This window comes from Mesorhizobium sp. M0077 (assembly GCF_040322955.1).
Classification (GTDB): domain Bacteria; phylum Pseudomonadota; class Alphaproteobacteria; order Rhizobiales; family Rhizobiaceae; genus Mesorhizobium.
The window spans coordinates 1-23836 of sequence record NZ_JAMYUL010000007.1 but is presented as its reverse complement, the minus strand read 5'-3'; the positions used below and the strand labels follow the sequence as shown (position 1 = coordinate 23836).

The window sequence follows — 23836 nt, the reverse complement described above, 5'->3', positions numbered from 1 at the left end:
TGTTGCATTCGGCCATGCCTGTCAAGTGCGGTGGGTGGCAATGGCAGAAGAGTTGCATTACATTGCACTGGCGTGCAAAGAATCACGAAAACAGCAGCGAGAGCGTTCGCTTGACGGTTCCGAGAATCCGCACCGGTTTTTCCAGCGCCCAGCAGGTTGCCGACCTCGCCGGGGTTTCACGTTCGGCGGTGTCACGTACCTTCACGCCCGGCGCTTCCGTTTCCGGGGAAACCCGCGAGCGGGTGATGCTGGCCGCCGAGCAACTCGGCTATCACGTCAACCATCTGGCTCGCGGCCTGATGCGGGCCTCGACCGGCATTGTCTGCCTCATCGTTGCCGATGGCGACACGCCCTATCATGCCCGCCTGCAGAAGGCGCTGACCCAACATCTGCGGGACGCCGGCAAAATGGCCATGGTGTTCAACACCTCCGGCCCCAGCCACCATGTCGACCAGGCGCTGCGCAACACGCTGAACTATCGCGCCGATGCGAGCATCGTTCTGTCCGGCTCGCCGCCGCAGTTGCTGATCCGCACCTGTCTTGAGAACGGCCAGCGGCTGGTGCTGATCAATCGCGATGACCGCTTCGACGGCCCGCACAATATCGGTGTCGACAACGCTGCAGCCGCAGAGGCAGCGCTGCATGCCTTCATCCGGGCCGGCTGTACCCGCCCCGCTTTGGTGACCTCGGCTGCCGGCACGCCCAGCCTGCTCTCCCGCGAAACCGCCTTCCTTACCGCCGCGCAGAAGGAAGGGCTGGAGGTGACCGTGTGGCGCGAGGGCCGCACCGGCTATGCCACCGGAGCCGATGGCGCCAGGCGGCTCTTTTCCGGCCGGCAGCGGCCGGATGCGGCGTTCTGCGTGACCGACCTGATTGCGTGCGGCTTTCTCGATGCGGCCCGCCACGAGTTCGGCATCAACGTACCCCGCGATCTCTGCGTCATCGGCTTTGACGACATTGAACAGGCCGACTGGGCCTCTTACCGGCTGACGACGTTCTCGCCGCCGATCGAGGAGATCGCCAGGCGCGCCGTGCGGCTCGCGACCGGCGCGCGGGAGGAGGCTGGCAGCCGCCTGATCTGCCATGCGCCCATGGTCTGGCGCAGCACGGTGAGGCCGGGTCAGGGCTGATGCGAAACATGTGTCGGTCAAGACGGGAAACGTACTGATGTCCAAGAAAAAGGCCAGGAAGACCCGCCAGGCGGCAAGACCGGTGGAGATAGCTGTAGGCCCCGAAATCCGGAGCATGATGCGCAAGTTCGGCCTGACCGAGGAAGAAGCACTGCGGATGATGCGCGAATGCGATGCCACCCTCTATGGCGCCAACTCCGGGCACGTGCAGCCAGGATCTTGACGGCCCGCCAGGCGCGAACGGAATTTTAATGTAAATCAAGCGTAATCCCGACCGTTAAAATGATGCGTATGTGTTGGGGTTGCGCATGCCGGAATATTCTTTCTTCATCCGCTCGATCCGGATCCGCTACATCTCGGGATTGCTCATCTTTGCGCTGGCTTCCACCGCGGTGATGTTTGCGCTCAATCGCGTCAATTCCTTCCGCCACGACATCGACGCGCTGAGCAGCAATCTCGTCGTCTTCACCCGCGACCTGCGCAACGCCTCCAGCTTTGCCGAAACCGCCAGCACGACCTGGCGCACCGAAACCCGTGACGGCCTTGCCGCCGCAGCGCGCGGCCATTCGCAACGCCTGACCAGCGAGATCGAAACACTGTCCGCGGAGTTGGCCGCGATCAAGCCGAGCCTGTCGGCCAAAACGCTGGACGAACTCTCGTCGGCCGCCGTCAACGGCGACCTGTTCTGGTCGTCGCGCGACATCGTGCGCAACTTCAACCTGATGTCGGCGGCGCAACAGACCGACGAATGGAGTTCGCGCGAAATCCTCAACCAGAACGACCTGTTCGTCCAGCCGATGCTGGTGCGTGTGCGTACCGCCATGGATGGCGAACGCCATCTGGCCGACGCCTCCAGCGACAGGCTGCTGTTGTGGGCAAGCGGCCTTCTGTTCGCGGTTCTTGCCATCGTTGCCCTCTGGATCTTCCGGCCGATGGAAAATGCGATCCGCCGCGCCTTCACCGAATCCGCCGCATCCTTGTTCAAGGCCGAAGCGGCCGACCGCGCCAAATCGGAATTCCTGGCCAATATGAGCCATGAGATCCGCACGCCGATGAATGGCGTGCTGGGCATGGCCGAACTGCTCGCCAAGACCGAGCTTAACGCGCGCCAGAAAACCTTCACCGAAGTCATCGTCAAGTCCGGCAATGCGCTGCTCACCATCATCAACGACATCCTCGATTTCTCCAAGATCAATGCCGGTCAGCTGACGCTCGATCCTGCACCCTTCCGGCTTGCCGAAGCGGTCGAGGACGTGGCCACACTGGTGTCGGCGCGCGTCGCCGAAAAGAACCTCGAGCTGATCGTGCGTGTCGACCCGCGCCTGCCTGCCCATGTCGTCGGCGATGCCGGACGGTTCCGTCAGATCGTCACCAATCTGCTCGGCAATGCGGTGAAGTTCACCGAGAAGGGCCATGTGCTGATCGATGTCGGCGGCGAGGTGGTCGACGGCATGGTCCAGCTCAAGGTCCGCGTCGAGGACACAGGCATCGGCATTCCTGCCGAGAAGCTCGAGAACGTGTTCGAGAAATTCGCGCAGGTCGACGGCTCGTCGACGCGCCGCCATGAAGGCACCGGCCTCGGCCTTGCCATCGCCGCCCGCCTCATCGACCTGATGGGCGGCAAGATCGGCGTCGAAAGCGAGATCGGCCGCGGCTCGGTGTTCTGGTTCGCCGTGCCGCTGCCGGCGCATCAGCAGGACACGCGCAACGAGGTCGTGCCGGTCGATGTCACCGGCGCCCGCGTGCTGGTCATCGACGACAACCCGGTCAACCGCGAGATCTTGCTGGAACAGCTCAGAAGCTGGAGCTTCGACTGCGCGGCCGCCGAAAGCGGCGCCGTCGGCCTCGCCTTTCTAGACCGGGCCAGCCAGCTCGGTGCTGCGGTCGACTGCATCATCCTCGACTACCAGATGCCCGGCATGAACGGCGCCGATGTCGCCAAGGCGATTTCCGCCGACAGCCGTCTCTCCGCCATCCCGGTGGTGCTGCTGACCTCCGTCGACCAGGTCGATTTCGGCAAGATGGTCATCGATTTCGGCATCGCCGCGCATCTCACCAAGCCGGCGCGCTCGGCCATCCTGCTCGGCACCGTCATCTCGGCCATCCAGAAAGCGCGGGCCCAGATCGGCAAGGCCCAGTTCGTTCGCGAGCCTGTTGTTCCGCAGGCGGCACCCGTGACGCTACCCGCCTTCACCGTCATTCGCGGCCCGGCAATTCCGGCGGCCACAGTGCCTGAATCGATCGCCACGCCAAACGGCCCGATCGATATTCTGATCGCCGAGGACAATGACGTGAACCAGCTGGTGTTCGGCCAAATCCTCAATGGGCTTGGCCTCAGCTACCGCATCGCCAGCAATGGCCGCACGGCCGTTGAGATGTACCGGGCGCTGCGGCCGAAGCTGATCCTCATGGACGTCTCCATGCCGGAGATGAACGGCTACGAGGCGACCCGCGCCATCCGGGCGGCGGAGGCAGCGAGTGGCAATCACACACCAGTCATCGGCGTCACCGCGCACGCACTGAAGGGCGACCGCGACAAATGTATCGAGTCCGGAATGGACGACTATCTGCCCAAGCCGGTGTCGCCCGACCGCCTCGGCAGCAAGATCGGCACATGGCTCAGCGAAACGGTCGCGGTAAAGAGGGCTTGATCAAATCGCCGCGTCCAGACGATAGCGGCGCATCCAGTCCAGACTAATCTCGTCCGAGAGCTTGGCGACGCCCGGCTTTACGTCGGCGGCATTCGGCGCCGGAACGCCCAGGGCCTTGCAGATGGATGCCAATGCCGCTGCCGGATCGCCTGACAGGCGCTCATAGCCGATGCGCAGCGGGACGATCCCCTGCTCCGCGAACCAGACGTTCCAGCCCGCGTCATAGGCTTCGAGTTCGGCAAGCTCGCGCTGGATCCGCTTGAAATCGTAGCGGGGTTCCTGCGGCGGTGCGACTCGTTCGATCTCGGTTCCGTCGGGCGCGATGTGCCAAAGCCCGGTCTGCTCGGCCTTGATCAGCGACACCGCCTGCGCCAGCTTGTTTTCGCGCGAAAGATGGATGTAGAGGACCCGCCCGAAGGCCTTTTCAAAGCGTGCTTTGTCCGATGGCAGGTCTGGGTAGATCCGGTCGAGGATTGCCGAGAGTTCATCCAGGTTTTCCCGCATCAGGCGCAAGCCGAAGACGCCCGTTCCGCCCCTTCCCGCGCTGATTGCCGCACCGAGATAGGCGAGGTCGAAATCATGCGCGCTCATCGTCTCGGGATGCGGCAATTGCCACTCTTCGGCCCATTCCGCCTTGTCCTGCCGCCGGTAGAACGAGTGCGGATCGCCGGCTGTTTTCGTCGAGGCCAGAAGGCCGCACAGCAAGGTGCTTCCGGTTCTCGGCGTGCCGCAGATTATGTAGCCGTCACGCATCTCGGGGCTCTGTCGCTTGTCATGGATTGGGCTAACCTCGCCAGGCGCGGTGACACGCGCGCTTCGCGAAGGACTCCAGTCTAGCCGCGCCGGAAGGGATAGAGGAATTGCTGCCAGTATCCGTTCGGAACGGGATGTCCGTGAATGCCGTAGCCGTTCGGCCAGCGCCCTTCGGGCATATGGTGGGTACCGAACAGCCGGTCGAGCAGCGGGAAATGGATGGCGAAGTTTACGTCGATCGCTTCTTTCTCGAGGCCGTGATGCCAGTGGTGGTAACGCGGCGACACCAGCACCTTTTCGACTGGACCGAAACTGGTTCCGATGTTGGAATGGATGAAAGACGAATAGACGTAGACGATCAATATATACGTCTGGATAGCCGATTCATCGAACCCCAGCACGAACATCGGGGTGGCCGTCAGGCTGCGCAGCACGATGATTTCCAGGAAATGCATGCGCGCACCGGCAATCCAGTCCATCGACTTGGCGGAATGGTGCACGGCATGGAACTTCCACAGCCAGGGAATGCGATGAAAGGCCCGATGCACCCAATACTGGGCAAGGTCGGTCAGGAACATTACCGCCAGCAGTTGCACCAGCCACGGCAAGTCGTGGACCCAGGCGCGCACCGAACCAAGGGCGCCCTGCGCATTGACGAAGTTGGACGGCGCCAAGGTCAGGTAGGTCAAAATCTGCACTAGCAGCGATGAGACCAGATAGTAGAACAGGTCCTCGCGCCATTCGTCGCGGAACACGGTCTGATCCTTGTTGCGCGCGAAAAGACGTTCGAGCGGAACGAACAGCACACCCATGAACAGGGCGTTCAGGATGAAGAAATCAAGCCCGAAGAACACCCCTTCGATGTGCAGTTGATGGCGCACCGGAAGCATGCCGACCAGCGACGCCAGCAGCACAGTGAACATCGCTGCCGCGCCGAGCGTCTTTTGCCTGCGCAGCGTCATGCTGAGGATCGCCAGGATATAGCCGGAGATGAGGACGAAATAGAGCACCGGCTTGAAGAACAGCATCTGGTGGATGGGGGCCAGATCCGGCATCGATGTAAGCGACGGGTAGCGCAGCACGATGACCATCAGCAGGGCGGTGACCCCGGCAAGCAAGCCAATCGAGCCGGACAGCCAGCCAGAACCGAACGGCCGTTTGGCGCGCGGCGTTTCAAGTTCACTTACAACGCGTCTAAGGAAATTTGCCACCGCCCCCATGCCCCGCCTTTTTGACGATCGCAAAAGCTCTCGTCGAGATATCGACCTCTTTTGCTACAGCAGGGCTCATTAATATTTAATCGCCACGACCCTGCACATGACGGGTGACTATCGCTTTCGGGCGATTGGAAGAGCTATGATTGCAACAAAAGAACACCGGCCACTATAGTCGGAATCTTTCCTGGATGCGACGGGCGCATTCAAGCGGCGTCAGCCGGCTGGTGTCGACTTCGAGGTCGTAGTCCATGCCGTTGTGGACGCGTCCATATTGCCAGCGCGCCAGGCCAGGCAGCCTGTCGGCGCGCGGCCTCGCGCGCTTCCAGCACCTCCAGCGGCGCCATGACGCCGACCAGATGCAGATCGAAACCCGACAGCAGCATGCGGTACTCCGCTATCTCGTCATTGAAGACGTCGTCGACAATGAGATTGTTGCCTTGCCCGGCCATGGCGGCGATGGCATGGCGCATGCCGCGCATGGCTCGCGCGCCGACCGGCCCGCTCCTGATCACCACCGACGGCTTGCCGTCTTCCAGCACGGTCTCAAAGGAAAACCCGTCGGCATGATCCTGCAGCGCCGGCGGCAGCATGTCGATGAAAGCATCCATCTGGACATGCAGGAAGGGCTCGGTGGCGATCGTTTGCAGCGCCCTGGCGATCGAGCTTTTGCCGGCGCTGCCGACGCCATTAAGCAGGACGATTTTGGCCGTTATGTCGCCCCCTCCGCCTATCGGTTGCGCACGACGATACAGGCGCCCCCGACGCTTTGCAGTTTCTGGCAGATGACGTTGGCGGCGGCACGGTCGTCGACGCCGATCCTGACGGCGTAGATGCCGCGTCGGCCGATCGGCGTGCGCACCCGGCTGACCACCGGGTCACGACCGGAAAGCAGCGCCGGAAACCGGCTCCTGACCCGCAGCCACTGATTGATCGCAGCTCCCCTGCGGAAATTGCCGGCCACCTGGACGCCCCATGGCTTCACAGTGATCGAGGCCATCGCCACGGTTCTGGACATGATCACCGGCAGCTTGCGGCAGGCGACGGCAAAGCTGGTTTTCCCGTCGAGCGGCTCGACCGTCCCGGCGTAAGCGCTGTCGGAAAACTTGTCGGCCGGTTCGCCCATGATGTCGAAGACGTAGCTCTCGGTCTCCATCGGCAGGAAACCGCCGGAATCCAGCCAGCGCGAAACGCGGCTCTCGCCGGCATTGTAGGCAGCCGCCGCCAGGCCGAGATTGCCGAAGCCGGTCTTCATTTCGGCGAGATATTTCGCCGAAGCCGGGATCGCCTGGTCGATGTCGAAAGGATCGGCCAGCCCGCGCATCTTGGCGGTGCCCGGCATGAACTGGGCGATGCCTTCGGCACCGACCGGGCTCACCGCATTGGGGTCGAAGCGGCTTTCTTTCCAGATCAGCCGGGCGAAGTAATCCTTCGGCAGACCGTTCCGCTCGGCATGCGTCTCGATCAGGTCACAGACACGGCCGATCAATCGTTTCGCCGCCGAGCGCGATTGCGGTGGATCGGCGAGCGCCTGTCCGGCACCCAGCCCGCAGAGCAGGATCACACCGGCTTTGAGCAGCCCCCGCATGGCTTATTCGGCCGCAGCCTTGCCGTGCTGGCCAAACCGCTGCTCGATATAGTCGGCAACCATTTTTTCGAAATCGGCGGCGATCGACGGACCGCGCAGCGTCGCCGACTTCTTGCCATCGACGAAGACGGGCGCGGTCGGCGTCTCGCCGGTGCCGGGCAGCGAGATGCCGATATCGGCGTGCTTGGATTCGCCGGGGCCGTTGACGATGCAGCCCATCACCGCGACCTTGAGGTTCTCGACGCCGGGATATTTCTCCCGCCAGACCGGCATGTTCTTGCGCAAATCGGCCTGGATGTTCTGGGCGAGTTCCTGGAACACGGTGGATGTCGTGCGGCCGCAGCCGGGGCAAGCGGCGACGATCGGCACGAACTGACGGAAGCCCATGGTCTGCAGCAGTTCCTGCGAGACCTGCACCTCGCGAGTGCGATCGCCATTCGGCTCCGGCGTCAGCGAGATGCGGATGGTGTCGCCAATGCCTTGCTGCAAGAGGATGCCCATGGCCGCCGACGAGGCGACGATGCCCTTGGAGCCCATGCCGGCTTCGGTGAGGCCGAGATGCAGCGCATGGTTGGAACGCGTGGCAAGCTCGGTGTAGACGGCGATCAAATCCTGCACGCCGCTGACCTTGGCCGACAGGATGATCTTTTCGCGGGCGAGGCCTATCTCTTCAGCCATTTCGGCCGACAGGATCGCCGACTGCACGATCGCCTCGCGGGTTACTTCCTGCGCCGTCAGCGGGAAGCCTTGGCGCTGGTTCTCGTCCATCAGCCGGGTGAGCAACTCCTGATCGAGCGACCCCCAATTGACGCCGATGCGCACCGGCTTGTCATGCCTGATCGCCATTTCGACGATCGCCGCGAACTGGCGGTCCCTCTTGTCCTTGAAGCCGACATTGCCGGGATTGATGCGGTATTTGGCCAGCGCCTCGGCGCAGTCCGGATGGTCGGCCAGCAGCTTGTGGCCGATATAGTGGAAGTCGCCGACCAGCGGCACATTGATGCCGAGCCGCTCGAGCCGTTCGCGGATGCGCGGCACGGCGGCAGCGCTCTCGTCACGATCGACGGTGATGCGCACGATCTCGGAGCCGGCGCGATGCAAAGCCGCAACCTGCGCGACGGTCTGGTCGATATCGGCCGTGTCGGTGTTGGTCATCGACTGCACGACGACCGGCGCGCCGCCGCCGACGACCACGCCGCCGACATCGACGCCGACCGATGTCCGGCGCGCAAAGGGGGAGGAAAAATACCCGGTCATGCCGGCAGCCTCTTGATCACCCGAGCGACATACGTCCACGTCGACGCACGCTCAAACAGCTATCAGCGCATAGCGCTGAGGTTCGGGCATGAGGTGGAGGAGCAAAGATGGCTTGTCAATGGCGACAGACAAGCAGAGCCGCCAAATCGCAGTAGCGCGGCGATCCCACAGACGGGTTTCGCCGGCCAACAGTATCGGAACCAGTAGCAAAAACAGGCCTCCGGCGGCATGTCGCCACCGGAGCGATAGTCACGCGCCAAGGCGGCGCGTCTAATCCTGGAAGGGCGTCAGTGTCTCGTCGGTTTCGCCTTCAGTTTTTCAATCTCGTCCTTGAGTGCCAGCTTGCGTCGCTTCAGATTCACGATTTCGAGGTCGTCGACCGATGGATGGTTCATCGCATCGTCGATCTCGCGTTCGATATCACCGTGTTTCCGCTGCAACTCATCAAGATGGGATGCAAGAGACATGATTGGTTCTCCCTTTCATGGTTTCCTCGATTGCAGCCGTCAAAGGCACGTCCACCGCAGGTCGCATCTGTGACGGCACCATGACAGTCTGCCACCATCCGGCTGCGATGTCGAATGCTGCGTGGTAGCATTCCACGACAATGTGATATGTGATATTGGCTGCGCGCCGGCGGCAATTGATGCCGCCCCCGCCCAATCATGCCCATTGCCGGGCGCCGCAGACATGCAGACGGTAGAGAATGTCCGACCAGGAAAAGGCCGATGTCCGCCTCGAATTTTCCCGCCTGAAGCAGGAGCATGCCGATTTCGACGCGGCCATCAATGCGATGATCGCCATGGGCTGCGACCCCTTGCAGATCCAGCGCATGAAGAAGAAGAAGCTTTTCCTCAAGGACCGGCTGATGGCGCTGGAAGACAAGATCATTCCGGACATCATCGCTTAGCCGACGGCCTCGGGGCCTAACTGCTCACCCCGCTATCGACAGCCGCGCCGCGCGATGGCGCAGCAACGTCAGCAATTCGTCGGTCTTCTCCGCTGAAGTGTCGATCGGCACCACCAGGCACATCGTCGCCTCGACCTTGCCGGCGGCCGCGAAGACAGGGGCGGCCAGGCATTTGGTGTAGGCGTCGACCAGCCCCGAAGTGATGCAATAGCCGGTCGTTCTGGCCGTCGCGATATCGGCGATGAAGTCGTCGAACTGCAGCCTGCGGCCGTCGGGCAGCAAAAGGTCGTCTTCCGAGACCATGTCCTGGATGGCGGCCCTTTCCAATCCGGCCAGAAGCAGCCGCCCCGATGCCGTCCATGGCAGCGGGATCTGCAGGCCGGTGGCCGAGCTGATGCGGAACGGCCTGGTGCCGGGGCTGGAATGGACGATGGTATAGCGCCCGCTTTGCAGCATGCACAATTCGGAGGTCTCGCCGGTCTCGCGCGACAGATTGTCGACCTCCTGCCGGCCCCGCCTAAGCAGGTCGTTGCCCCTGACATAGTCCATCCCATAGAGGTAGAGCTTCTTGCCGAAATAGACCCGGTTGCCGTCGCCCTCCATCTCCAGGAGACCCGCATCGACCAGCGAACGCACCAGCGTATAGGTGGTGGAGCGCGGCGCATTCACCCCCTTGGCGAGATCGCCAATGCCGATGGCGCGCTGCGTAACATGCAGGAAGTCCAGGATCTCCAGCACCCGGTTGAGGCCCTTCTCGCGCGAGCCGGAGGTCTTGTCGGGCGTCGGGCTCTCGGCTGGACCAAGCTCCGCCCGATCCGTGAGTCCATTGCTGTCTTGCATAACTGATTCCTGATGTTAGTATCTGTCTTGTACAGGATACATGTGTCTATTGTAAGAGACAATTCAGGTCGGCGACACGTGTGTCTGTAAGGGGAACTCAAACAACAGGAGGTCGCAGTGAACGACGCATCCAAGCGAGATTTTCTGAAACTGGGCATGGCCGGGCTTGCAACGGCGGGCGTGATGACCGCTGTCAGCGCCGAAAAGGCGGCGGCACAAGCCGCATCCGACAGCGTTCTGCGCACCGCGCTTGACCGCGGCAAGCTGATCGTCGGCACCGGCAGCACCAACGCGCCATGGCATTTCGAAAACGATGCCGGCGAGCTGGTCGGCATGGACATCACCATGGGCCGCATCCTGGCCAAGGGTCTGTTCGACGATCCGAGCAAGGTCGAGTTCGTCATGCAGGATCCGGCGCAGCGCATCCCCAATGTCACCACCAACAAGGTCGACATCACCATCCAGTTCATGACCATGACCGCGCAGCGCTCGCAGCTGATCCACTTCTCCAGGCCATACTATGTCGAGGGCGTCGCCCTGCTGACGCTGCCGACGGCGGAAAACAAGACCTTCGACAAGCTGCTCGCCGGCGGCTCGGCGACGCGCATCTCGATCCTGCAGAATGTCGATGCCGAAAGCTCGGTCCATTACGCCCTGCCGGAGGCGCAGGTGCTGCAGATCGACACCCAGGCCAATGTGCTGCAGGCACTGGAATCGAAACGCGCCGATGCCGCCGCCGTCGATCTTTCAACCGTGCGCTGGCTGGCCTCGCGCAACCCCGACAAATATTTCGATGCCGGCAAGAGCTGGTACTCGATGCTCTACGGCGCGGCGGTCAGGCAGGGCGACCTGGACTGGCTGACCTTCGTCAACCAGACCTTCACCATCGCCATGTTCGGCCATGAGACCGCACTCTACGACGCCGCCTTCAAGGACTATTTCGGCCAAGAGCCGCCGGCCCGCCATCCCGGTTTCCCGGTTGTCTGACAAGTGCTGGCGGAAGGGTTAGCCCTTCCGCCTTCTAGTTCGCATCCCCTTGGTTATTGCGGGAGACGCATGGGCTATACGCTCAACTTCAACCTGATCTGGCGTCATTTCGACAAGCTGTGGGGCGGCCTTCTGCTCAGCCTCGAGCTTGCCGTGATTTCGATTGCCATCGGCGTCGTCATCGGCCTGGTGCTGGCGGTCTGGTATGTCTCGGCCGGACGCGTGGTGCGCGCCATCATTGCGGCTTACGTCGAATTCATCCGCAACGTGCCGCTGATCCTGCTCGTCTATCTTGTCTTCTACGGCCTGCCGACGGTGATCGACGTCGCCTACGACGCGCCGACCTCGTTCGTGCTGACGCTGTCGGTCTATAGCGGCGCCTATCTGGTCGAGGTGTTCCGCTCCGGCCTGGAAGCCGTGCCGCGCGGCCAGCTCGATGCCGGCAAGGCGATCGGGCTGACGCCTTGGCAGCGGTTGGTTCACGTGCGCCTGCCGACCATGCTGCGCATCACGCTGCCGGCGCTGTCCAACACCTTCATCTCGCTGTTCAAGGACACGTCCATCGCATCGGTCATCTCGGTGCCCGAGCTCACCTTCGGCGCCCAGTGGATCAACTTCAACACCTTCCGCATCGTCGAGGTCTATCTGGTGACGACGGCGATGTACCTGGTGACCGGTTACACCCTGCTCTTCGGGCTGCGGCTGGTCGAACGCCGGTTCAGGGCTGCGCGCTGACATGCTGAGCCAGATCCTCTACGCCGTACCGTTCCTCGCCCAGGGCTTCGCCATCACCTTGTGGGTGTCGCTGCTGGTCGTGGTGCTGTCGCTGATTGCCGGTGTCGCGCTCGGCGTCGGCCTGGTCTACGGCCCGGCGCCGCTGCGCTGGGCGGTGCGTATCTTCTCCGACACCATCCGCGGCATCCCGATCCTGGTGCTGATGTTCTTCGTCTATTACGGCCTGCCAGCCATCGGCCTGCATCTGCAATCCTTCTCGGCGGCGGTGCTGGCGCTGACCTTGTTCAAGACCGCGCAGGTCATTGAGTATCTCCGGGGCGCCGTCGGCTCCATTCCCAAGGGCCAGTCAGAAGCGGCGATGGCCATTGGGCTGACTTTTCGCCAGCGGCTCACCTACGTCATCTTTCCGCAGGCCTTCCGGCGCTTCCTGCCGCCCTGGATCAACGGCGTCACCGATGCGGTCAAGGGCAGCGCCCTGGTCTCGCTGCTCGGCATCACCGACCTGATGCAGGCGATCAACCAGGTCATCGGCCGCACCTATGAGGCGATGCCGCTCTACATCCTCGGCGCCTTGATCTATTTCGCCGTCAACTATGCGCTTTCCTACGCCAGCCGGCGGCTGGAACGGCGCTTTGCCTTCATCCGGGACTAGCACGATGGCCACAAGCTCGAACGACAATGCTGCCCTTCTCGACATTGCCGGGGTCTCGAAAGCCTTTGGTTCGGTCGAGGTGCTTCGCTCGGTCAGCCTCAAGGTGGACAGGGGCGAGGTGGTCACCGTCATCGGCCCTTCCGGCAGCGGCAAAACCACCCTGCTGCGCTGCGTCAACTTTCTCGAAAGCTACGACTCAGGCTCGATCCGCATCGACGGCAAGGAGGTCGGTTTTCGTGAGGCCGGCGCGCGCCAGCGGCGCAGCGAGCGCGACCTTGCCAATATGCGCGCCGAAACCGGCATGGTGTTCCAGAGCTTCAATCTGTTTCCGCACCTCACCGCCGCCGGCAACATCATGCTCGGCCTCACCAAGGTGCGCGGCAAGAGCAAGGCCGAGGCGCGCCAGATCGCCGAGCATTGGCTGAGCCGCGTCGGCCTCGCCCACAAGGCCGACAGCCTGCCGGCGGAACTCTCCGGCGGCCAGCAGCAGCGCGTCGGCATAGCGCGGGCAGTCGCCATGGAGCCGAAGATCCTGCTGCTCGACGAGATCACCTCCGCGCTCGATCCCGAACTGGTCGGGGAGGTGTTGGCCGTTGTGCGCAGCCTGGCCGAAGACGGCATGACCATGGTGATGGTCACGCACGAGATGGCCTTTGCCCGCGACGCTTCGAGCCGCATTGTCTTCATGGCCGATGGCGGTGTCAGCGCTGTTGGCCCGCCGAAGGAGATCCTTGCCGAAGAGACCACCAATGAGCGCCTGCGCTCTTTCCTGGCGCGCTTCCGCGCCTCGCATTTCTGACATGGGCGGCCCAAAGCAATTCCAGGAAAAGTGTAAGCGGTTTTCCCGGGAAAAGCGCGAAGCGCTTTGCCTTGGGAATTGCGTAAAACAACGGGCCGGCCCAAGGAGAATTCTTCCATGACGCCTTACATCCGGCTAGCCGAACTCGGCCTGACGCTGCCCGAGCCGCCGACGCCGATCGCCAATTTCGTCACCCATGCGGAAAGCGGCCGGCTGATCTTTCTTTCGGGTCAAGGGCCGTTGCGCGCCAACGGCACGCTGTGCACCGGCAAGGTCGGCGAGGACGTCACCGTCGAGCAGGCCTATGAGCATGCCCGCCTCACCGGCCTCAACCTGCTCGCCGTCATGCACGCCGCCGCCGGCGATCTCGGCCGCATCGTGCGCGTCGTCAAATTGCTCGGCTTCGTCAATGCGACGCCGACCTTCAGCGACCACCCGAAAGTGGTCAATGGCTGCTCGGACCTGTTCGCCAGCGTCTTCGACAAGATTGGGGGCCATGCCCGCTCGGCGATCGGGGTCGGCTCGCTGCCTGGAAACATCACCGTCGAAATCGAAGCGGTCGTCGAGATCGCTGCCTGACAGTCAAGGGATATGCTCCAAATGAAAACCTATTCCGACACCGGCTCCAACACCACGATCCGTGAACGGCTGGGACTGAGGCCGATCATCAACGTCTCCGGCACGATGACGACCCTCGGCGCCTCGATCATCGTTCCCGAGGCGATCAGCGCCATGGCCGAGATCGCCTCGCAATGGGTGGAGATGGACGATCTGCAGCGCGCCGCAAGCGTGACCACCGCCCGCCTCACCGGCGGCGAGGCCGGCTTCATCACCGCCTGCTGCGCCTCAGGCATCACAATGGCGATCGCCGGGGCGATGACCGGCACCAATTTGCTGGCGATCGAACGGCTGCCCGACGATACCGAGGGGCTGAAGTCCGAAGTCGTCATCCAGCTTGGCCATATGGTCAATTACGGCGCGCCGATCGACCAGTCGATCCGCGTTGCCGGCGCCAAGGTCATTTCGGCGGGTACGGTCAGCGTCACCCAGGATTATCACGTGCGCGAGGCGATCAATGAGCGCACGGCGGCGGCGCTCTACGTCGTGGCGCACCACACCGTGCAATACGGCATGCTTTCCCTCGAGGAATTCTGCGATATCTGCCACGCCATGGGCGTGCCGGTGATCGTCGATGCGGCTTCCGAATATGATCTACGCAGCTTCCTGGCGCGCGGAGCCGACATCGTCGTCTACAGCGGCCACAAATTCCTTTCGGGGCCAACCAGCGGCATCGTCGCCGGCCGCAAGGATCTCGTCCGCGCCGCCTATCTGCAAAACCGCGGCGTCGCCCGCGCCATGAAGGTTGGCAAGGAAAGCATCGCCGGCACGATGGCGGCGCTCGAAGCCTGGGAAAAGCGCGACCATGCCGGCATCCGCCAGCGCGAGGAAGCGGCGCTCAATCAATGGAGGGATTCGCTGCAGGGAATACCCGGCATCGTCGCAAACATCATTCCCGACCCGACCGCCAATCCGCTCGACCGGCTGCAGATCTTCGTCTCCCCCGAAAGCCGCTTCAGTGCCGCCGGCCTCGCCTCGGCATTGGCGGCCGGATCGCCGCCCATCATCGTGCGCAACCACGAGGTCGAGCGTGGCCATTTCTTTCTCGACCCCTGCAACCTGCACCCAGGCGAGGCCGAGATCGTCGCCGAACGCCTCCGCGCCGTGCTCACCGCGGCCGACAGGCCGGCGGATGCGATGAGACAGCCGCGAAAGGATTCATCCGGCGCCCTGCGCTGGCCGGACTAGGCTGCGGCGGCCGCCATCCTTGCGGGCCAGCCCGAATTCCGCTAAGGCGCGCCTTTACCGCCGGGAGCATGCGCTTGACCGACCACCGCGCCGACGTCGCCATCATCATGGGCAGCCAGTCCGACTGGGCGACGATGCGCCACGCCGCCGAAACGCTGGAGGCGCTGGGCATTCCGCACAAGCGGCTGATCGTCTCCGCCCACCGCACCCCGGACCGCCTCTATGATTTCGCCAAGGGCGCCAAGGCGGCCGGCTACAAGGTGATCATCGCCGGCGCCGGCGGCGCCGCCCACCTGCCCGGCATGACGGCGGCGATGACGCCGCTGCCGGTGTTCGGCGTGCCGGTCGAATCGAAGGCGCTGTCCGGCCAGGATTCGCTGCTCTCCATCGTCCAGATGCCGGCCGGCATTCCGGTCGGCACGCTTGCCATCGGCAAGGCGGGTGCGGCCAACGCCGCCCTTCTGGCGGCCGCCGTGCTGGCGCTGAACGACGAAGAACTTGCCGCCCGCCTGGATGCCTGGCGCACCGCCCAAACCGCCAGGGTCGCCACCGAACCGACGGACGCGCCATGAGCCTGCCCGCGGGATCGAGCATCGGCATCATCGGCGGCGGCCAGCTCGGCCGCATGCTGGCTGTTGCCGCAGCGCGCCTCGGCTACCGCACAATTATCCTCGAACCGCAGGCCGATTGCCCGGCGGCTCAGGTCGCCAACCGCCAGATCGCCGCCGCCTATGACGATGCGGACGCCCTTGCCGAACTGGCGGCAGTCAGCGCCGTCGTCACCTACGAATTCGAGAATGTGCCGGTAGCGGCTGCCGGCGCGCTCGCCGCCAAGGTCCCGGTCTATCCGCCGCCCAGGGCGTTGGAAGTCGCCCAGGACCGGGTGGCGGAGAAGCTATTCCTGAACGGCATCGGCATCAGGACAGCGGATTTCCGCTCCGTCGACAATGACGACGAGCTGACGGCGGCGCTGAGAGAGTTCGGTGGCAGCGGCATCTTGAAAACCCGCCGCATGGGGTATGACGGCAAGGGCCAGCGCGTCTTCCGCAACATGGAGACGGGCGGCTTTGCCGGCACATGCGAGACCATGGGCAACGTGCCGCTGATCCTCGAATCCTTCGTCGCTTTCGAGCGCGAAATCTCGGTCATCGCCGCGCGCGGGTTGGACGGCGCGGTCGCCGCCTACGATCCGGCTGAGAACGTCCACCGCGACGGCATCCTGCATACCTCGACCCTGCCGGCCCAGATCAGGCTGGAGACGGCGGCAACGGCACAGGCCGCGGCGGCGAAAATCCTGTCGGCCCTCGACTATGTCGGCGTCATCGGCGTCGAGTTCTTCGTTCTTGCCGATGGCACGCTGCTGGCCAACGAAATGGCACCGCGCGTGCACAATTCCGGCCACTGGACGGAAGCCGCCGGCATCGTTTCGCAGTTCGAGCAGCATATCCGCGCCATTGCCGGCCTGCCGCTGGGCAACCCTGGCCGGCATTCAAACTGCGTCATGGAAAACCTGATCGGCGACGATGTGCTGCGCGTACCCGCTTTGCTCGCCGAGCCCGATCTGATGCTGCATCTCTACGGCAAGGCGGAAGCGCGCCCAGGCCGCAAGATGGGCCATTTCACGCGCATCAGCCGCCGTAGCTAAGCCATTCCGGCACTTTGCGCGAGGGCGTGGCTCGAGCCCTATTGCAGCTCGTCGTTCAGATCCCCGTCCTCGTCGGGGCTGGCGCAACTCGCATCGCCTTCCCTACAATTGGCGCCCGCGGTGAGCTGTTTGATTCGCTGGTCCGTCAGTTCGGTCAGGCATTGTGAAACCTCCATCGGATGGATGGAGCCGCCTTCGCTGTCTGTCGTCGTATAGGCGCATTCGGCGTTGCGGAAGGCGATCCAGGCGCGTTGCGCGACCTGCAGCAGCTTCCTGCTCTTGTCGTCGTTGCGACCGACGAGATCCTTGTAGGCCTGGTTGAGCTTGGCATCGGCCGCCTGATAGTCCTCGCCGGCGCAGATGTTCATCATCTGCTGGCTGTCGTCGTTGCGGTCGCATTCCTGCGCCTGCGCGGTGGATGCCGCTGCCACAACGGCAAGGCAGGCGGACACAAACAACAGGCGCATGGAGGTCTCCAAATCGGCTTGCGGGTGCCGCACCATTCCAGCCCGCCTTCGGCCGCGCAATGGCGTGGAGCCGAGATGGCGGATATTTTGATAGCCAAAGCCATTCTCGGCCTCTATCCAGCACGCTTGCGGTTGACACGGGCAAGGCTCCTCGTTTATGAGCCACCGCAAGTTCAAAGGCGCGCTTTTCAGGCGCGCCTTAATAATTCGGCCCGGACAGGGCCCAGACCGACGGGCAAGACCATGAAGATCAAGAATTCGCTCAAGGCGCTGAAGGCGCGTCACCGCGACAACCAGTTGGTTCGCCGCAAGGGCCGCGTCTACATCATCAACAAGACCGCTCCGCGCTACAAGGCGCGCCAGGGCTGAGTGTTCGGCCGGGGGCTCGTTGCCTCCGTCCATATGATGGTAATTGCCTGGTTCCAGGCACTTTCACGCTAATTTCAGTTTGACGATCCGCCGTCCGGGGTTAGATTCCGGCGATGCGGATTCTTTTTGCATTTTTGGCCACCCTGTTTCTTTTCGGCGTCGCTCCGGCGTCGGCGGACGATCCGCCGGCAAAGCCGCCGGTTGCCCTGACCAGGGAAGCCAGGCTCGACCAACTGTTTGCCGAGCTGAAGCGCGAGCGCAACGAAAAGGCGGCCGAGCGCATCGCCGGGCGCATCTGGGGCGAATGGTTCCAGTCCGGCAGCGCCTCGATCGACCTGATGATGCAATGGTCGCAAAAGGCGATGGACGACCAGAAGTTCGACGTCGCCCTCGACTTCCTCGACCAGGTCGTCATCCTTCAGCCAAAATATGCCGAAGGCTGGAACCGGCGCGCCACCGTCCATTACATGATGAAGAATTTCGGGAAATCGATGTCCGACATCGACCAGACGCTGCAGCTGGAACCACGCCATTTCGGCGCGCTTTCCGGCCTGGCCCAGATCATGGCCGCCACCGGCCACAAGCAATCGGCGCTCGAAGCCTGGCAGAAGGTGCTTACCATCTATCCGATGATGCGCAGCGCCCAGGACCAGGTCGCGGCAATTTCGGAAGAGCTTGCCGGCGAAGGAATTTGATTAGGCAGTAGGAATCAGGGATTAGTCAGTAGTCAGTAGAGAAGATTGGTGAGACGCCACCTCCCTACTCCCTACTCCCTACTCCCTACTCCCTACTCCCTACTCCCTACTCCCTACTCCCTACTCCCTCCACCCCGTATCTCCGCGCATGAACCTCATTTACGCCGCCTGTGCTTTGCTCCTCGCGCTCGTCTTTGCCTTGGCCGGTGTCACCCGCGCCGGCGCGTGGCTGATCGAGTGGCGAAACCCGCCGGCCGGCGAATTTGCCGACATCGACGCCACCCGCATCCACTATGTCCACGTGCCGGCGCCTCAAAATGCCGAGCTGCCGGCGATCGTCTTCATCCATGGCGCCAGCGCCAACCTCAGGGATCAGATGCTGCCGATCAGGCCTTTGCTCGAAGGCCGCGCCGAGATGGTCTTCCTCGACCGGCCGGGCTTCGGCTGGTCGGCGCGCGGCCCCGGCAATGAGAGCCCGTCGGGGCAGGCCGACACCATCGCCAGGCTGATGGACCGTCTCGGCATCCACAAGGCGATCATCGTCGGCCATTCGTTTGGCGGCGTGATCACCGCCGCCTTTGGCCGCGAACACCCGGAGAAGACGCTCGGGCTGGTCTTTCTGTCGCCGGTCAGCCACCCCTGGCCGGGCGGCGCGACCGCCTGGTACTACAAGCTGACCGCCACCCCCATAATCGGCTGGCTGTTCTCGGAGACATTGACCTATCCGGCAGGCACGCTGCAGATGGACGGCGCCACGGCCTGCGTGTTTTCTCCCAACAAGGTGCCGGAAGGCTATGTCGGCAATGCCTCGATTCCGCTGGTGCTGCGTCCCGGCGCTTTCCGCGCCAACGCCATCGATGTCGCCGGCCTCTACGACTATACGTTGAAGGCCGCGCCGCATTACCGCGACATCACAGCGCCGACGATTGTCATCTCGGGCGACCGCGACAAGGTGGTCTATGCCTCGATCCATTCGGTCGGCCTGGTCAGGGACATCCCCGGCGCCGAACTGATCTGGGTCCACAATCTGGGCCACAAGCCGGATTGGATCGCCTCCGACCTCGTCGTCGGCGCGATCGAGAAAGTCGCCGGCAAGGACGTCGACCTGCAGGCAATCGCGAAAACCGTGGAAGCGCGGATCGCCGGCGATGCCTACAACGATGCACAGTGCCCCGACATTACGGTGCCCGACGCGCAACTCGCCCCGACGTGACGGCCGCATGTATGTCCTGAAGCACGGAATCAAGAAAAACCCCGAAGCGTTCTGGGCGCTACCGGATCGCATCTTCTTCGGCTACGGCGCCTGCCACATCCTTGCGGGCACCTTCCTCAGCCATCCTCCCCTGGACGGATTCTACGGCGAACGGATCATTCCGGGCGAGGATTTCTACGGCAACCATATCTATATGACGAACGGCGTGATCGCCTTCGACTATCACGGCTATTCCAGCCGAGCGCGGCTTCTGCAGCACCATGGAAGGGGATGGGCTTCGCATAGCGCAGGCTGGCACTGCACGCTGGAAAGGGTCGATTTCGACCTGCTCGACACCGCCGACCTCAACCGGCGAAAGATGCGCGGCCCAGATCAGTATCTCTATGACCCAATCCCTCGCGCACACCGCTTCCTTCGGCGCATCGATCACGCCGAAGGTGCGGCAAGAGCGCTGCGAACTGTGATGAGTTGAAGCCTCTGTCAACCTATGTTGCGGGTGGCCTGCACGTCCGACCCGACATAGGCGATGCGCAGCATGTTGGTCGAACCCGGCGTCCTCAGCGGCACGCCCGCCGTGATGATGACACGGTCGCCCGGCTGGCCGAACCCCTCTTCGAAAGCGATGCGGCAGGCGCGGTCGACCATGTCGTCGAGGTCGCTGGCGTCGGGCGAGACGACGCAATGCGTGCCCCACAAAAGCGACAGCCGCCGCGCCGTGTTGAGGATCGGCGACAGGGCGATGATCGGCACTTGCGGCCGCTCGCGCGCGGCGCGCAGGCCGGTGGTGCCCGAAGCCGTATAGGTGATGATCGCCGACAGTTTCAGCGTCTCGGCAATCTCGCGGGCGGCGAGCGAAATGGCGTCGGCGCCGGTTGCTTCCGGTTCCGAGCGCTGCGCGTTGATGATGCCGGCATAGGTCGGGTCGGTTTCGACCTTGGTGGCGATGCGGTTCATCATCGCCACCGCCTCGACCGGATAGGCGCCGGCAGCGGATTCGGCTGAAAGCATGATTGCGTCGGCGCCCTCGAACACGGCGATCGACACGTCGGACACCTCGGCGCGGGTCGGCACCGGCGCGGTGATCATCGATTCCAGCATCTGCGTGGCGACCACCACCGGCTTGCCGGCGCGGCGCGCGGCGCGCGTGATCTGCTTCTGGATGCCGGGCACCGCTTCCAGCGGCATTTCCACACCGAGATCGCCGCGGGCGACCATCAGCGCGTCGGAGAGTTCGATGATTTCGGCCAGCCGGGCGACGGCCTGCGGCTTTTCAATCTTGGCCATGATCAGTGCCCGGCCGCGCGCGATCTTGCGGGCTTCCGCCAAATCCTCCGGCCGCTGCACGAAGGACAGCGCCACCCAGTCGACGCTTTCCGCCAGCACCGCATCGAGGTCCTTGCGGTCCTTTTCGGTCAGCGCACCGACCGGCAGGTCGGTGTCGGGCAGGCTGACGCCCTTCTTGTCGGAAATGGTGGTGCCGGCGACGACGGTGCAGGTGATCGATTTGCCGTCGCTCTTCACCGCCCTGAGCTCCAGCTTGCCGTCATCGATCAACAGACGGTGGCCGGCCTCGACCGAACTCAGGATTTCGGGATGCGGCAGGTAGACCCGGGTCGACGTGCCGGGCTCGGGATTGTTGTCGAGGGTGAAGGTCTGGCCCGGCGTCAGCACCTCCTTGCCGTTGGCGAACTTGCCGACGCGCAGCTTCGGTCCCTGCAAATCGGCCAGGATGCCGATCGGACGGCCGACCTTTTCCTCGACCGCGCGGATGCGGCCGACCAGCGTGCGCATCAGTTCGTGATCGGTGTGGCTCATATTGATGCGGAAGACATCGGCGCCGGCTTCGAAGAGCTTCTGGAGCATCTCCTCGGACGAGGAGGCAGGACCGATGGTGGCGAGGATCTTGACCTTGCGGCTACGTCTCATTGACTGTTTGTTCCCGGGGCGGCTGGAGCGCCTCCCGTTGTGGACTCATCGGTCAGCTGGACCATCCAGCTTGCCTGCTCGCCCGTGTCATATTCCTGGAATCCGGCGCGCTGGAAGCCCCGGGCGACGCAATCGGTAACGCCGGCAATCTTGAATTCTTTTTCGGCCACGCACATGTTGATCGGGCCATCCCAGCGCCCGCCGCGCTCGGCGTCTTCTGCATAAAGATAGTAAAACCTCGATGACAGCGGACCTTCGATCAGCGTCTTGCAGCTCGATCCTTCGATGTGCCACCACCCCTCGGTGATCCAGCCTGCCTTGGCGCGGTAGCCGATGCCAACGCCGACCAGGTTCTGCGTGGCGTTGCAGACGCGGAAATCGGCGCGGGCAGGCGAAGCCGCGACCAGCGCGGTGAGCCCTAGCGTCAGGGTCAGGAGCGGCACGGCAAAGGCGGTGCGCGCACGCGGCCTGCCGGCGGAACCCATCCCGAAACCCCTCAATAACGTCATCTGCATCTCTCAACGCCCCTTTTCGGAAAAGTCCGGGCGCATGTCAACGCGCCGTTCTGTCCAATTCCAATCGATTTAGAAAGGCCCCCGACACGCGATCTGCCGCGCGTCACAGGATTTTCGCAGAAACCGTGGCCAAACAACGGCATTGCGCAACAGTCCTCTTCGTGGGAATGACGATACCACCCTCCCCGGAAGCCAGCGAACAGACCTTTCCAGCCAATGACCCGATCCACAGTTTTCGCGCCTTTCGATATCGTCGAAGCTGACCGCAAGCGAGGCATCGTGCTTGTCGCCGACCATGCCCGCCGCGACCTGCCGGAGGAGTATGGCAGTCTCGGCTTGCCGGCGGCGGAACTCGATCGCCATATCGCCTACGACATCGGTGTCGAGACGGTGACGCGCGAACTGGCGGCGGCGCTCGACGTGCCGGCGGTGATCGCCAATTTTTCGCGGCTGCTGATCGATCCCAATCGCGGCGAGGACGACCCGACGCTGATCCGCCAGCTCTATGACGGCACCGTCGTGCCGGGAAACTATCCCATGGCACCGGCCGAACGCGAAAGGCGGCTCGACGGCTTCTACCGGCCTTATCAGGACGCGGTCGGCGCCATGATCGCGTCGGTGGCGCACGCCTCAGGCAAAGCGCCGTTCATCTTCTCCGTACACTCCTTCACCCCTGTCATGCAGGGCTTCATCCGCCCTTGGCATGTCGGCATATTGTGGGACCTCGACGACCGCGTGGCGCGGCCGCTGATCGACATGCTGGCGCAGGATAAAAACCTCGTCGTCGGCGACAACGAACCCTATGACGGCGCGTTGCGCGGCGACACCATGTTCAAGCACGCCATCGTCAACGGCTTTGCCCATGCGCTGATCGAGATCCGCCAGGACCTGATATCAGACAGCAAGGGGGCGCTGGCCTGGGCGCAACGGCTGGCGCCGATCGTTGACGCCATCGACCGCCGTCCCGATATACATCAGGTGAAGATGTTCGGCTCGCGCACCGGGCCGCTGTGAGGACCCAAGAAAATGACCGAACTCAGCGATGACCAGAAACGCGATTTCGAGGCCGCGGCCTTCCGCCGGCTGGTCGAGCATCTGCGCGAGCGCAGCGATGTGCAAAACATCGACCTGATGAACCTCGCCGGCTTCTGCCGCAACTGCCTGTCGAACTGGTACCGCGAAGCGGCCGAAGCTGAGGGCGTCGATCTCGGCAAGGATCAGTCGCGCGAAATCGTCTACGGCATGCCTATGCGCAATGGCAGGCGCTGAACCAGACCGAGGCTTCGGACGCCAAGAAAGCGGAGTTCGAGGCAAGACGGCCGAGGGATCACTGAAGTAGCGCGCGGTTCACAGGATTGACGTCGGCGGGACAGCGCCCCCCCTCTGTCCTGCCGGACATCTCCCCCACTTGGGCATAAGCGCTAAGATAGCTTTGGCATGGACTGAAACTTGCGCTTTCGTGGTGGTTCGCGCCAGCGATATCGCAAGGCATGGAGATTGTGGCGCAGGGCCGCCAAGGAAGGTTGAGTAAAGATGGTCGCGATCAGAGAGGCGACGATCTGGCGGGTGGCGCGCCACAGCAGCGGGCGCCCGTCGCTCAAGGGGGAGAGACACCCAACTCCTGCGAGAGGGGTTCGGTCACAAGCGCGATGAGGAAGTGTGCAAGGATCCAAGGCTTTGCGAT

General features: G+C 63.4%; 26 protein-coding genes and 2 pseudogenes. 18 read left to right on the top strand and 10 right to left on the bottom strand.

All coding sequences use genetic code 11. The annotated features are described in order from the left end of the window. Positions 1–110: 110 nt before the first annotated feature. The 3 genes from NKJ57_RS15605 (at position 111) to NKJ57_RS15595 (ending at position 3781) form a co-directional block, all read left to right on the top strand. The gene (locus NKJ57_RS15605) at positions 111–1130 is read left to right on the top strand and encodes a LacI family DNA-binding transcriptional regulator (protein ID WP_031195645.1); all 1020 of its coding nucleotides are present in this window, start codon (positions 111–113) and stop codon (positions 1128–1130) included. A 37-nt stretch (positions 1131–1167) separates the two neighbouring features. Next, positions 1168–1353 carry a hypothetical protein gene (locus tag NKJ57_RS15600; RefSeq protein WP_023684018.1) on the top strand — a complete coding sequence of 62 codons (186 nt, stop codon included), beginning with the start codon at positions 1168–1170 and terminating at the stop codon, positions 1351–1353. Between the two features lie 85 nt (positions 1354–1438). Continuing rightward, a complete protein-coding gene (locus NKJ57_RS15595; RefSeq protein ID WP_352511926.1) occupies positions 1439–3781 on the top strand; it encodes a response regulator in 2343 nt (780 codons plus the stop codon). Here NKJ57_RS15595 and NKJ57_RS15590 read toward each other — a convergent pair whose 3' ends face one another. The 6 genes and pseudogenes from NKJ57_RS15590 to NKJ57_RS15565 all read right to left on the bottom strand — a co-directional run bounded on the left by NKJ57_RS15590 (position 3782) and on the right by NKJ57_RS15565 (position 9060). Beyond that, positions 3782–4534, bottom strand: a complete 753-nt coding sequence (locus tag NKJ57_RS15590) for a Stf0 family sulfotransferase (RefSeq protein WP_023730822.1) — start codon at positions 4532–4534, stop codon at positions 3782–3784. An 80-nt stretch (positions 4535–4614) separates the two neighbouring features. Continuing rightward, on the bottom strand, positions 4615–5754 hold the full coding sequence (locus tag NKJ57_RS15585; RefSeq protein ID WP_198020049.1) for a sterol desaturase family protein: 1140 nt from the start codon (positions 5752–5754) through the stop codon (positions 4615–4617). A 163-nt stretch (positions 5755–5917) separates the two neighbouring features. Beyond that, positions 5918–6398: pseudogene (locus tag NKJ57_RS15580) on the bottom strand (chloramphenicol phosphotransferase CPT family protein). A gap of 80 nt (positions 6399–6478) precedes the next feature. Continuing rightward, the gene (locus tag NKJ57_RS15575; RefSeq protein WP_023730823.1) at positions 6479–7336 is read right to left on the bottom strand and encodes a lytic transglycosylase domain-containing protein; all 858 of its coding nucleotides are present in this window, start codon (positions 7334–7336) and stop codon (positions 6479–6481) included. Between the two features lie 3 nt (positions 7337–7339). Next, complete coding sequence (gene ispG / locus NKJ57_RS15570; protein WP_023684023.1) at positions 7340–8593, bottom strand: flavodoxin-dependent (E)-4-hydroxy-3-methylbut-2-enyl-diphosphate synthase; 1254 nt, start codon at positions 8591–8593, stop codon at positions 7340–7342. 287 nt (positions 8594–8880) lie between these two features. Beyond that, the gene (locus NKJ57_RS15565; protein ID WP_023684024.1) at positions 8881–9060 is read right to left on the bottom strand and encodes a YdcH family protein; all 180 of its coding nucleotides are present in this window, start codon (positions 9058–9060) and stop codon (positions 8881–8883) included. 239 nt (positions 9061–9299) lie between these two features. Between NKJ57_RS15565 and NKJ57_RS15560 the strand changes: the two genes are divergently transcribed. Beyond that, positions 9300–9503 carry a YdcH family protein gene (locus NKJ57_RS15560; RefSeq protein WP_023673103.1) on the top strand — a complete coding sequence of 68 codons (204 nt, stop codon included), beginning with the start codon at positions 9300–9302 and terminating at the stop codon, positions 9501–9503. Between the two features lie 24 nt (positions 9504–9527). On the opposite strand, the gene NKJ57_RS15555 is transcribed toward NKJ57_RS15560, so the two are convergent. Beyond that, positions 9528–10343, bottom strand: a complete 816-nt coding sequence (locus tag NKJ57_RS15555) for an IclR family transcriptional regulator (protein ID WP_023684025.1) — start codon at positions 10341–10343, stop codon at positions 9528–9530. A gap of 156 nt (positions 10344–10499) precedes the next feature. Between NKJ57_RS15555 and NKJ57_RS15550 the strand changes: the two genes are divergently transcribed. The 8 genes from NKJ57_RS15550 to NKJ57_RS15515 all read left to right on the top strand — a co-directional run bounded on the left by NKJ57_RS15550 (position 10500) and on the right by NKJ57_RS15515 (position 16967). Then, positions 10500–11330, top strand: coding sequence for a transporter substrate-binding protein (locus NKJ57_RS15550; RefSeq protein WP_023673105.1), 831 nt, complete (start codon positions 10500–10502; stop codon positions 11328–11330). 69 nt (positions 11331–11399) lie between these two features. After that, positions 11400–12065 (top strand): amino acid ABC transporter permease, encoded by a 666-nt coding sequence (locus NKJ57_RS15545; RefSeq protein ID WP_023693641.1) that lies wholly within the window; start codon positions 11400–11402, stop codon positions 12063–12065. A 1-nt stretch (position 12066) separates the two neighbouring features. Further along, entirely contained in the window at positions 12067–12717 is a 651-nt protein-coding gene (locus tag NKJ57_RS15540) for an amino acid ABC transporter permease (RefSeq protein WP_023684027.1), read from the top strand. A gap of 4 nt (positions 12718–12721) precedes the next feature. Then, the gene (locus tag NKJ57_RS15535) at positions 12722–13516 is read left to right on the top strand and encodes an amino acid ABC transporter ATP-binding protein (RefSeq protein WP_023673108.1); all 795 of its coding nucleotides are present in this window, start codon (positions 12722–12724) and stop codon (positions 13514–13516) included. Positions 13517–13633: 117 nt separating this feature from the next. After that, on the top strand, positions 13634–14095 hold the full coding sequence (locus NKJ57_RS15530; protein ID WP_352511927.1) for a RidA family protein: 462 nt from the start codon (positions 13634–13636) through the stop codon (positions 14093–14095). Positions 14096–14116: 21 nt separating this feature from the next. Next, a complete protein-coding gene (locus NKJ57_RS15525; RefSeq protein ID WP_352511928.1) occupies positions 14117–15322 on the top strand; it encodes an aminotransferase class V-fold PLP-dependent enzyme in 1206 nt (401 codons plus the stop codon). A 74-nt stretch (positions 15323–15396) separates the two neighbouring features. After that, the gene (gene purE / locus NKJ57_RS15520) at positions 15397–15894 is read left to right on the top strand and encodes a 5-(carboxyamino)imidazole ribonucleotide mutase (protein ID WP_023745755.1); all 498 of its coding nucleotides are present in this window, start codon (positions 15397–15399) and stop codon (positions 15892–15894) included. Continuing rightward, positions 15891–16967, top strand: a complete 1077-nt coding sequence (locus NKJ57_RS15515; RefSeq protein ID WP_352511929.1) for a 5-(carboxyamino)imidazole ribonucleotide synthase — start codon at positions 15891–15893, stop codon at positions 16965–16967. Before purE ends, NKJ57_RS15515 begins: the two co-directional genes overlap by 4 nt. 38 nt (positions 16968–17005) lie before the next feature. Here NKJ57_RS15515 and NKJ57_RS15510 read toward each other — a convergent pair whose 3' ends face one another. Further along, on the bottom strand, positions 17006–17434 hold the full coding sequence (locus NKJ57_RS15510; RefSeq protein WP_352511930.1) for a lysozyme inhibitor LprI family protein: 429 nt from the start codon (positions 17432–17434) through the stop codon (positions 17006–17008). A gap of 243 nt (positions 17435–17677) precedes the next feature. On the opposite strand from NKJ57_RS15510, the gene ykgO reads away from it, so the two are divergent. The 4 genes from ykgO (at position 17678) to NKJ57_RS15490 (ending at position 20183) form a co-directional block, all read left to right on the top strand. Further along, positions 17678–17803 carry a type B 50S ribosomal protein L36 gene (gene ykgO, locus NKJ57_RS15505; protein ID WP_006327841.1) on the top strand — a complete coding sequence of 42 codons (126 nt, stop codon included), beginning with the start codon at positions 17678–17680 and terminating at the stop codon, positions 17801–17803. Between the two features lie 113 nt (positions 17804–17916). Next, positions 17917–18498, top strand: a complete 582-nt coding sequence (locus NKJ57_RS15500; RefSeq protein ID WP_023684032.1) for a tetratricopeptide repeat protein — start codon at positions 17917–17919, stop codon at positions 18496–18498. Between the two features lie 148 nt (positions 18499–18646). Then, positions 18647–19711: an alpha/beta fold hydrolase gene (locus NKJ57_RS15495; protein WP_352511931.1), complete on the top strand. Its 1065-nt coding sequence runs from the start codon at positions 18647–18649 to the stop codon at positions 19709–19711. A gap of 7 nt (positions 19712–19718) precedes the next feature. After that, positions 19719–20183 (top strand): hypothetical protein, encoded by a 465-nt coding sequence (locus tag NKJ57_RS15490; RefSeq protein ID WP_352511933.1) that lies wholly within the window; start codon positions 19719–19721, stop codon positions 20181–20183. A gap of 8 nt (positions 20184–20191) precedes the next feature. Here NKJ57_RS15490 and pyk read toward each other — a convergent pair whose 3' ends face one another. Together pyk and NKJ57_RS15480 are read right to left on the bottom strand one after the other, a co-directional pair. Continuing rightward, the gene (gene pyk, locus NKJ57_RS15485; RefSeq protein ID WP_023673117.1) at positions 20192–21637 is read right to left on the bottom strand and encodes a pyruvate kinase; all 1446 of its coding nucleotides are present in this window, start codon (positions 21635–21637) and stop codon (positions 20192–20194) included. Continuing rightward, a complete protein-coding gene (locus tag NKJ57_RS15480; RefSeq protein WP_023673118.1) occupies positions 21634–22122 on the bottom strand; it encodes a DUF1036 domain-containing protein in 489 nt (162 codons plus the stop codon). Before NKJ57_RS15480 ends, pyk begins: the two co-directional genes overlap by 4 nt. Before the next feature lie 246 nt (positions 22123–22368). Between NKJ57_RS15480 and NKJ57_RS15475 the strand changes: the two genes are divergently transcribed. Next, positions 22369–23166 carry an N-formylglutamate amidohydrolase gene (locus NKJ57_RS15475; RefSeq protein ID WP_352511934.1) on the top strand — a complete coding sequence of 266 codons (798 nt, stop codon included), beginning with the start codon at positions 22369–22371 and terminating at the stop codon, positions 23164–23166. 12 nt (positions 23167–23178) lie between these two features. Continuing rightward, positions 23179–23486 (top strand): annotated as a pseudogene (locus NKJ57_RS15470) (DUF1244 domain-containing protein). Positions 23487–23836: the final 350 nt, after the last annotated feature.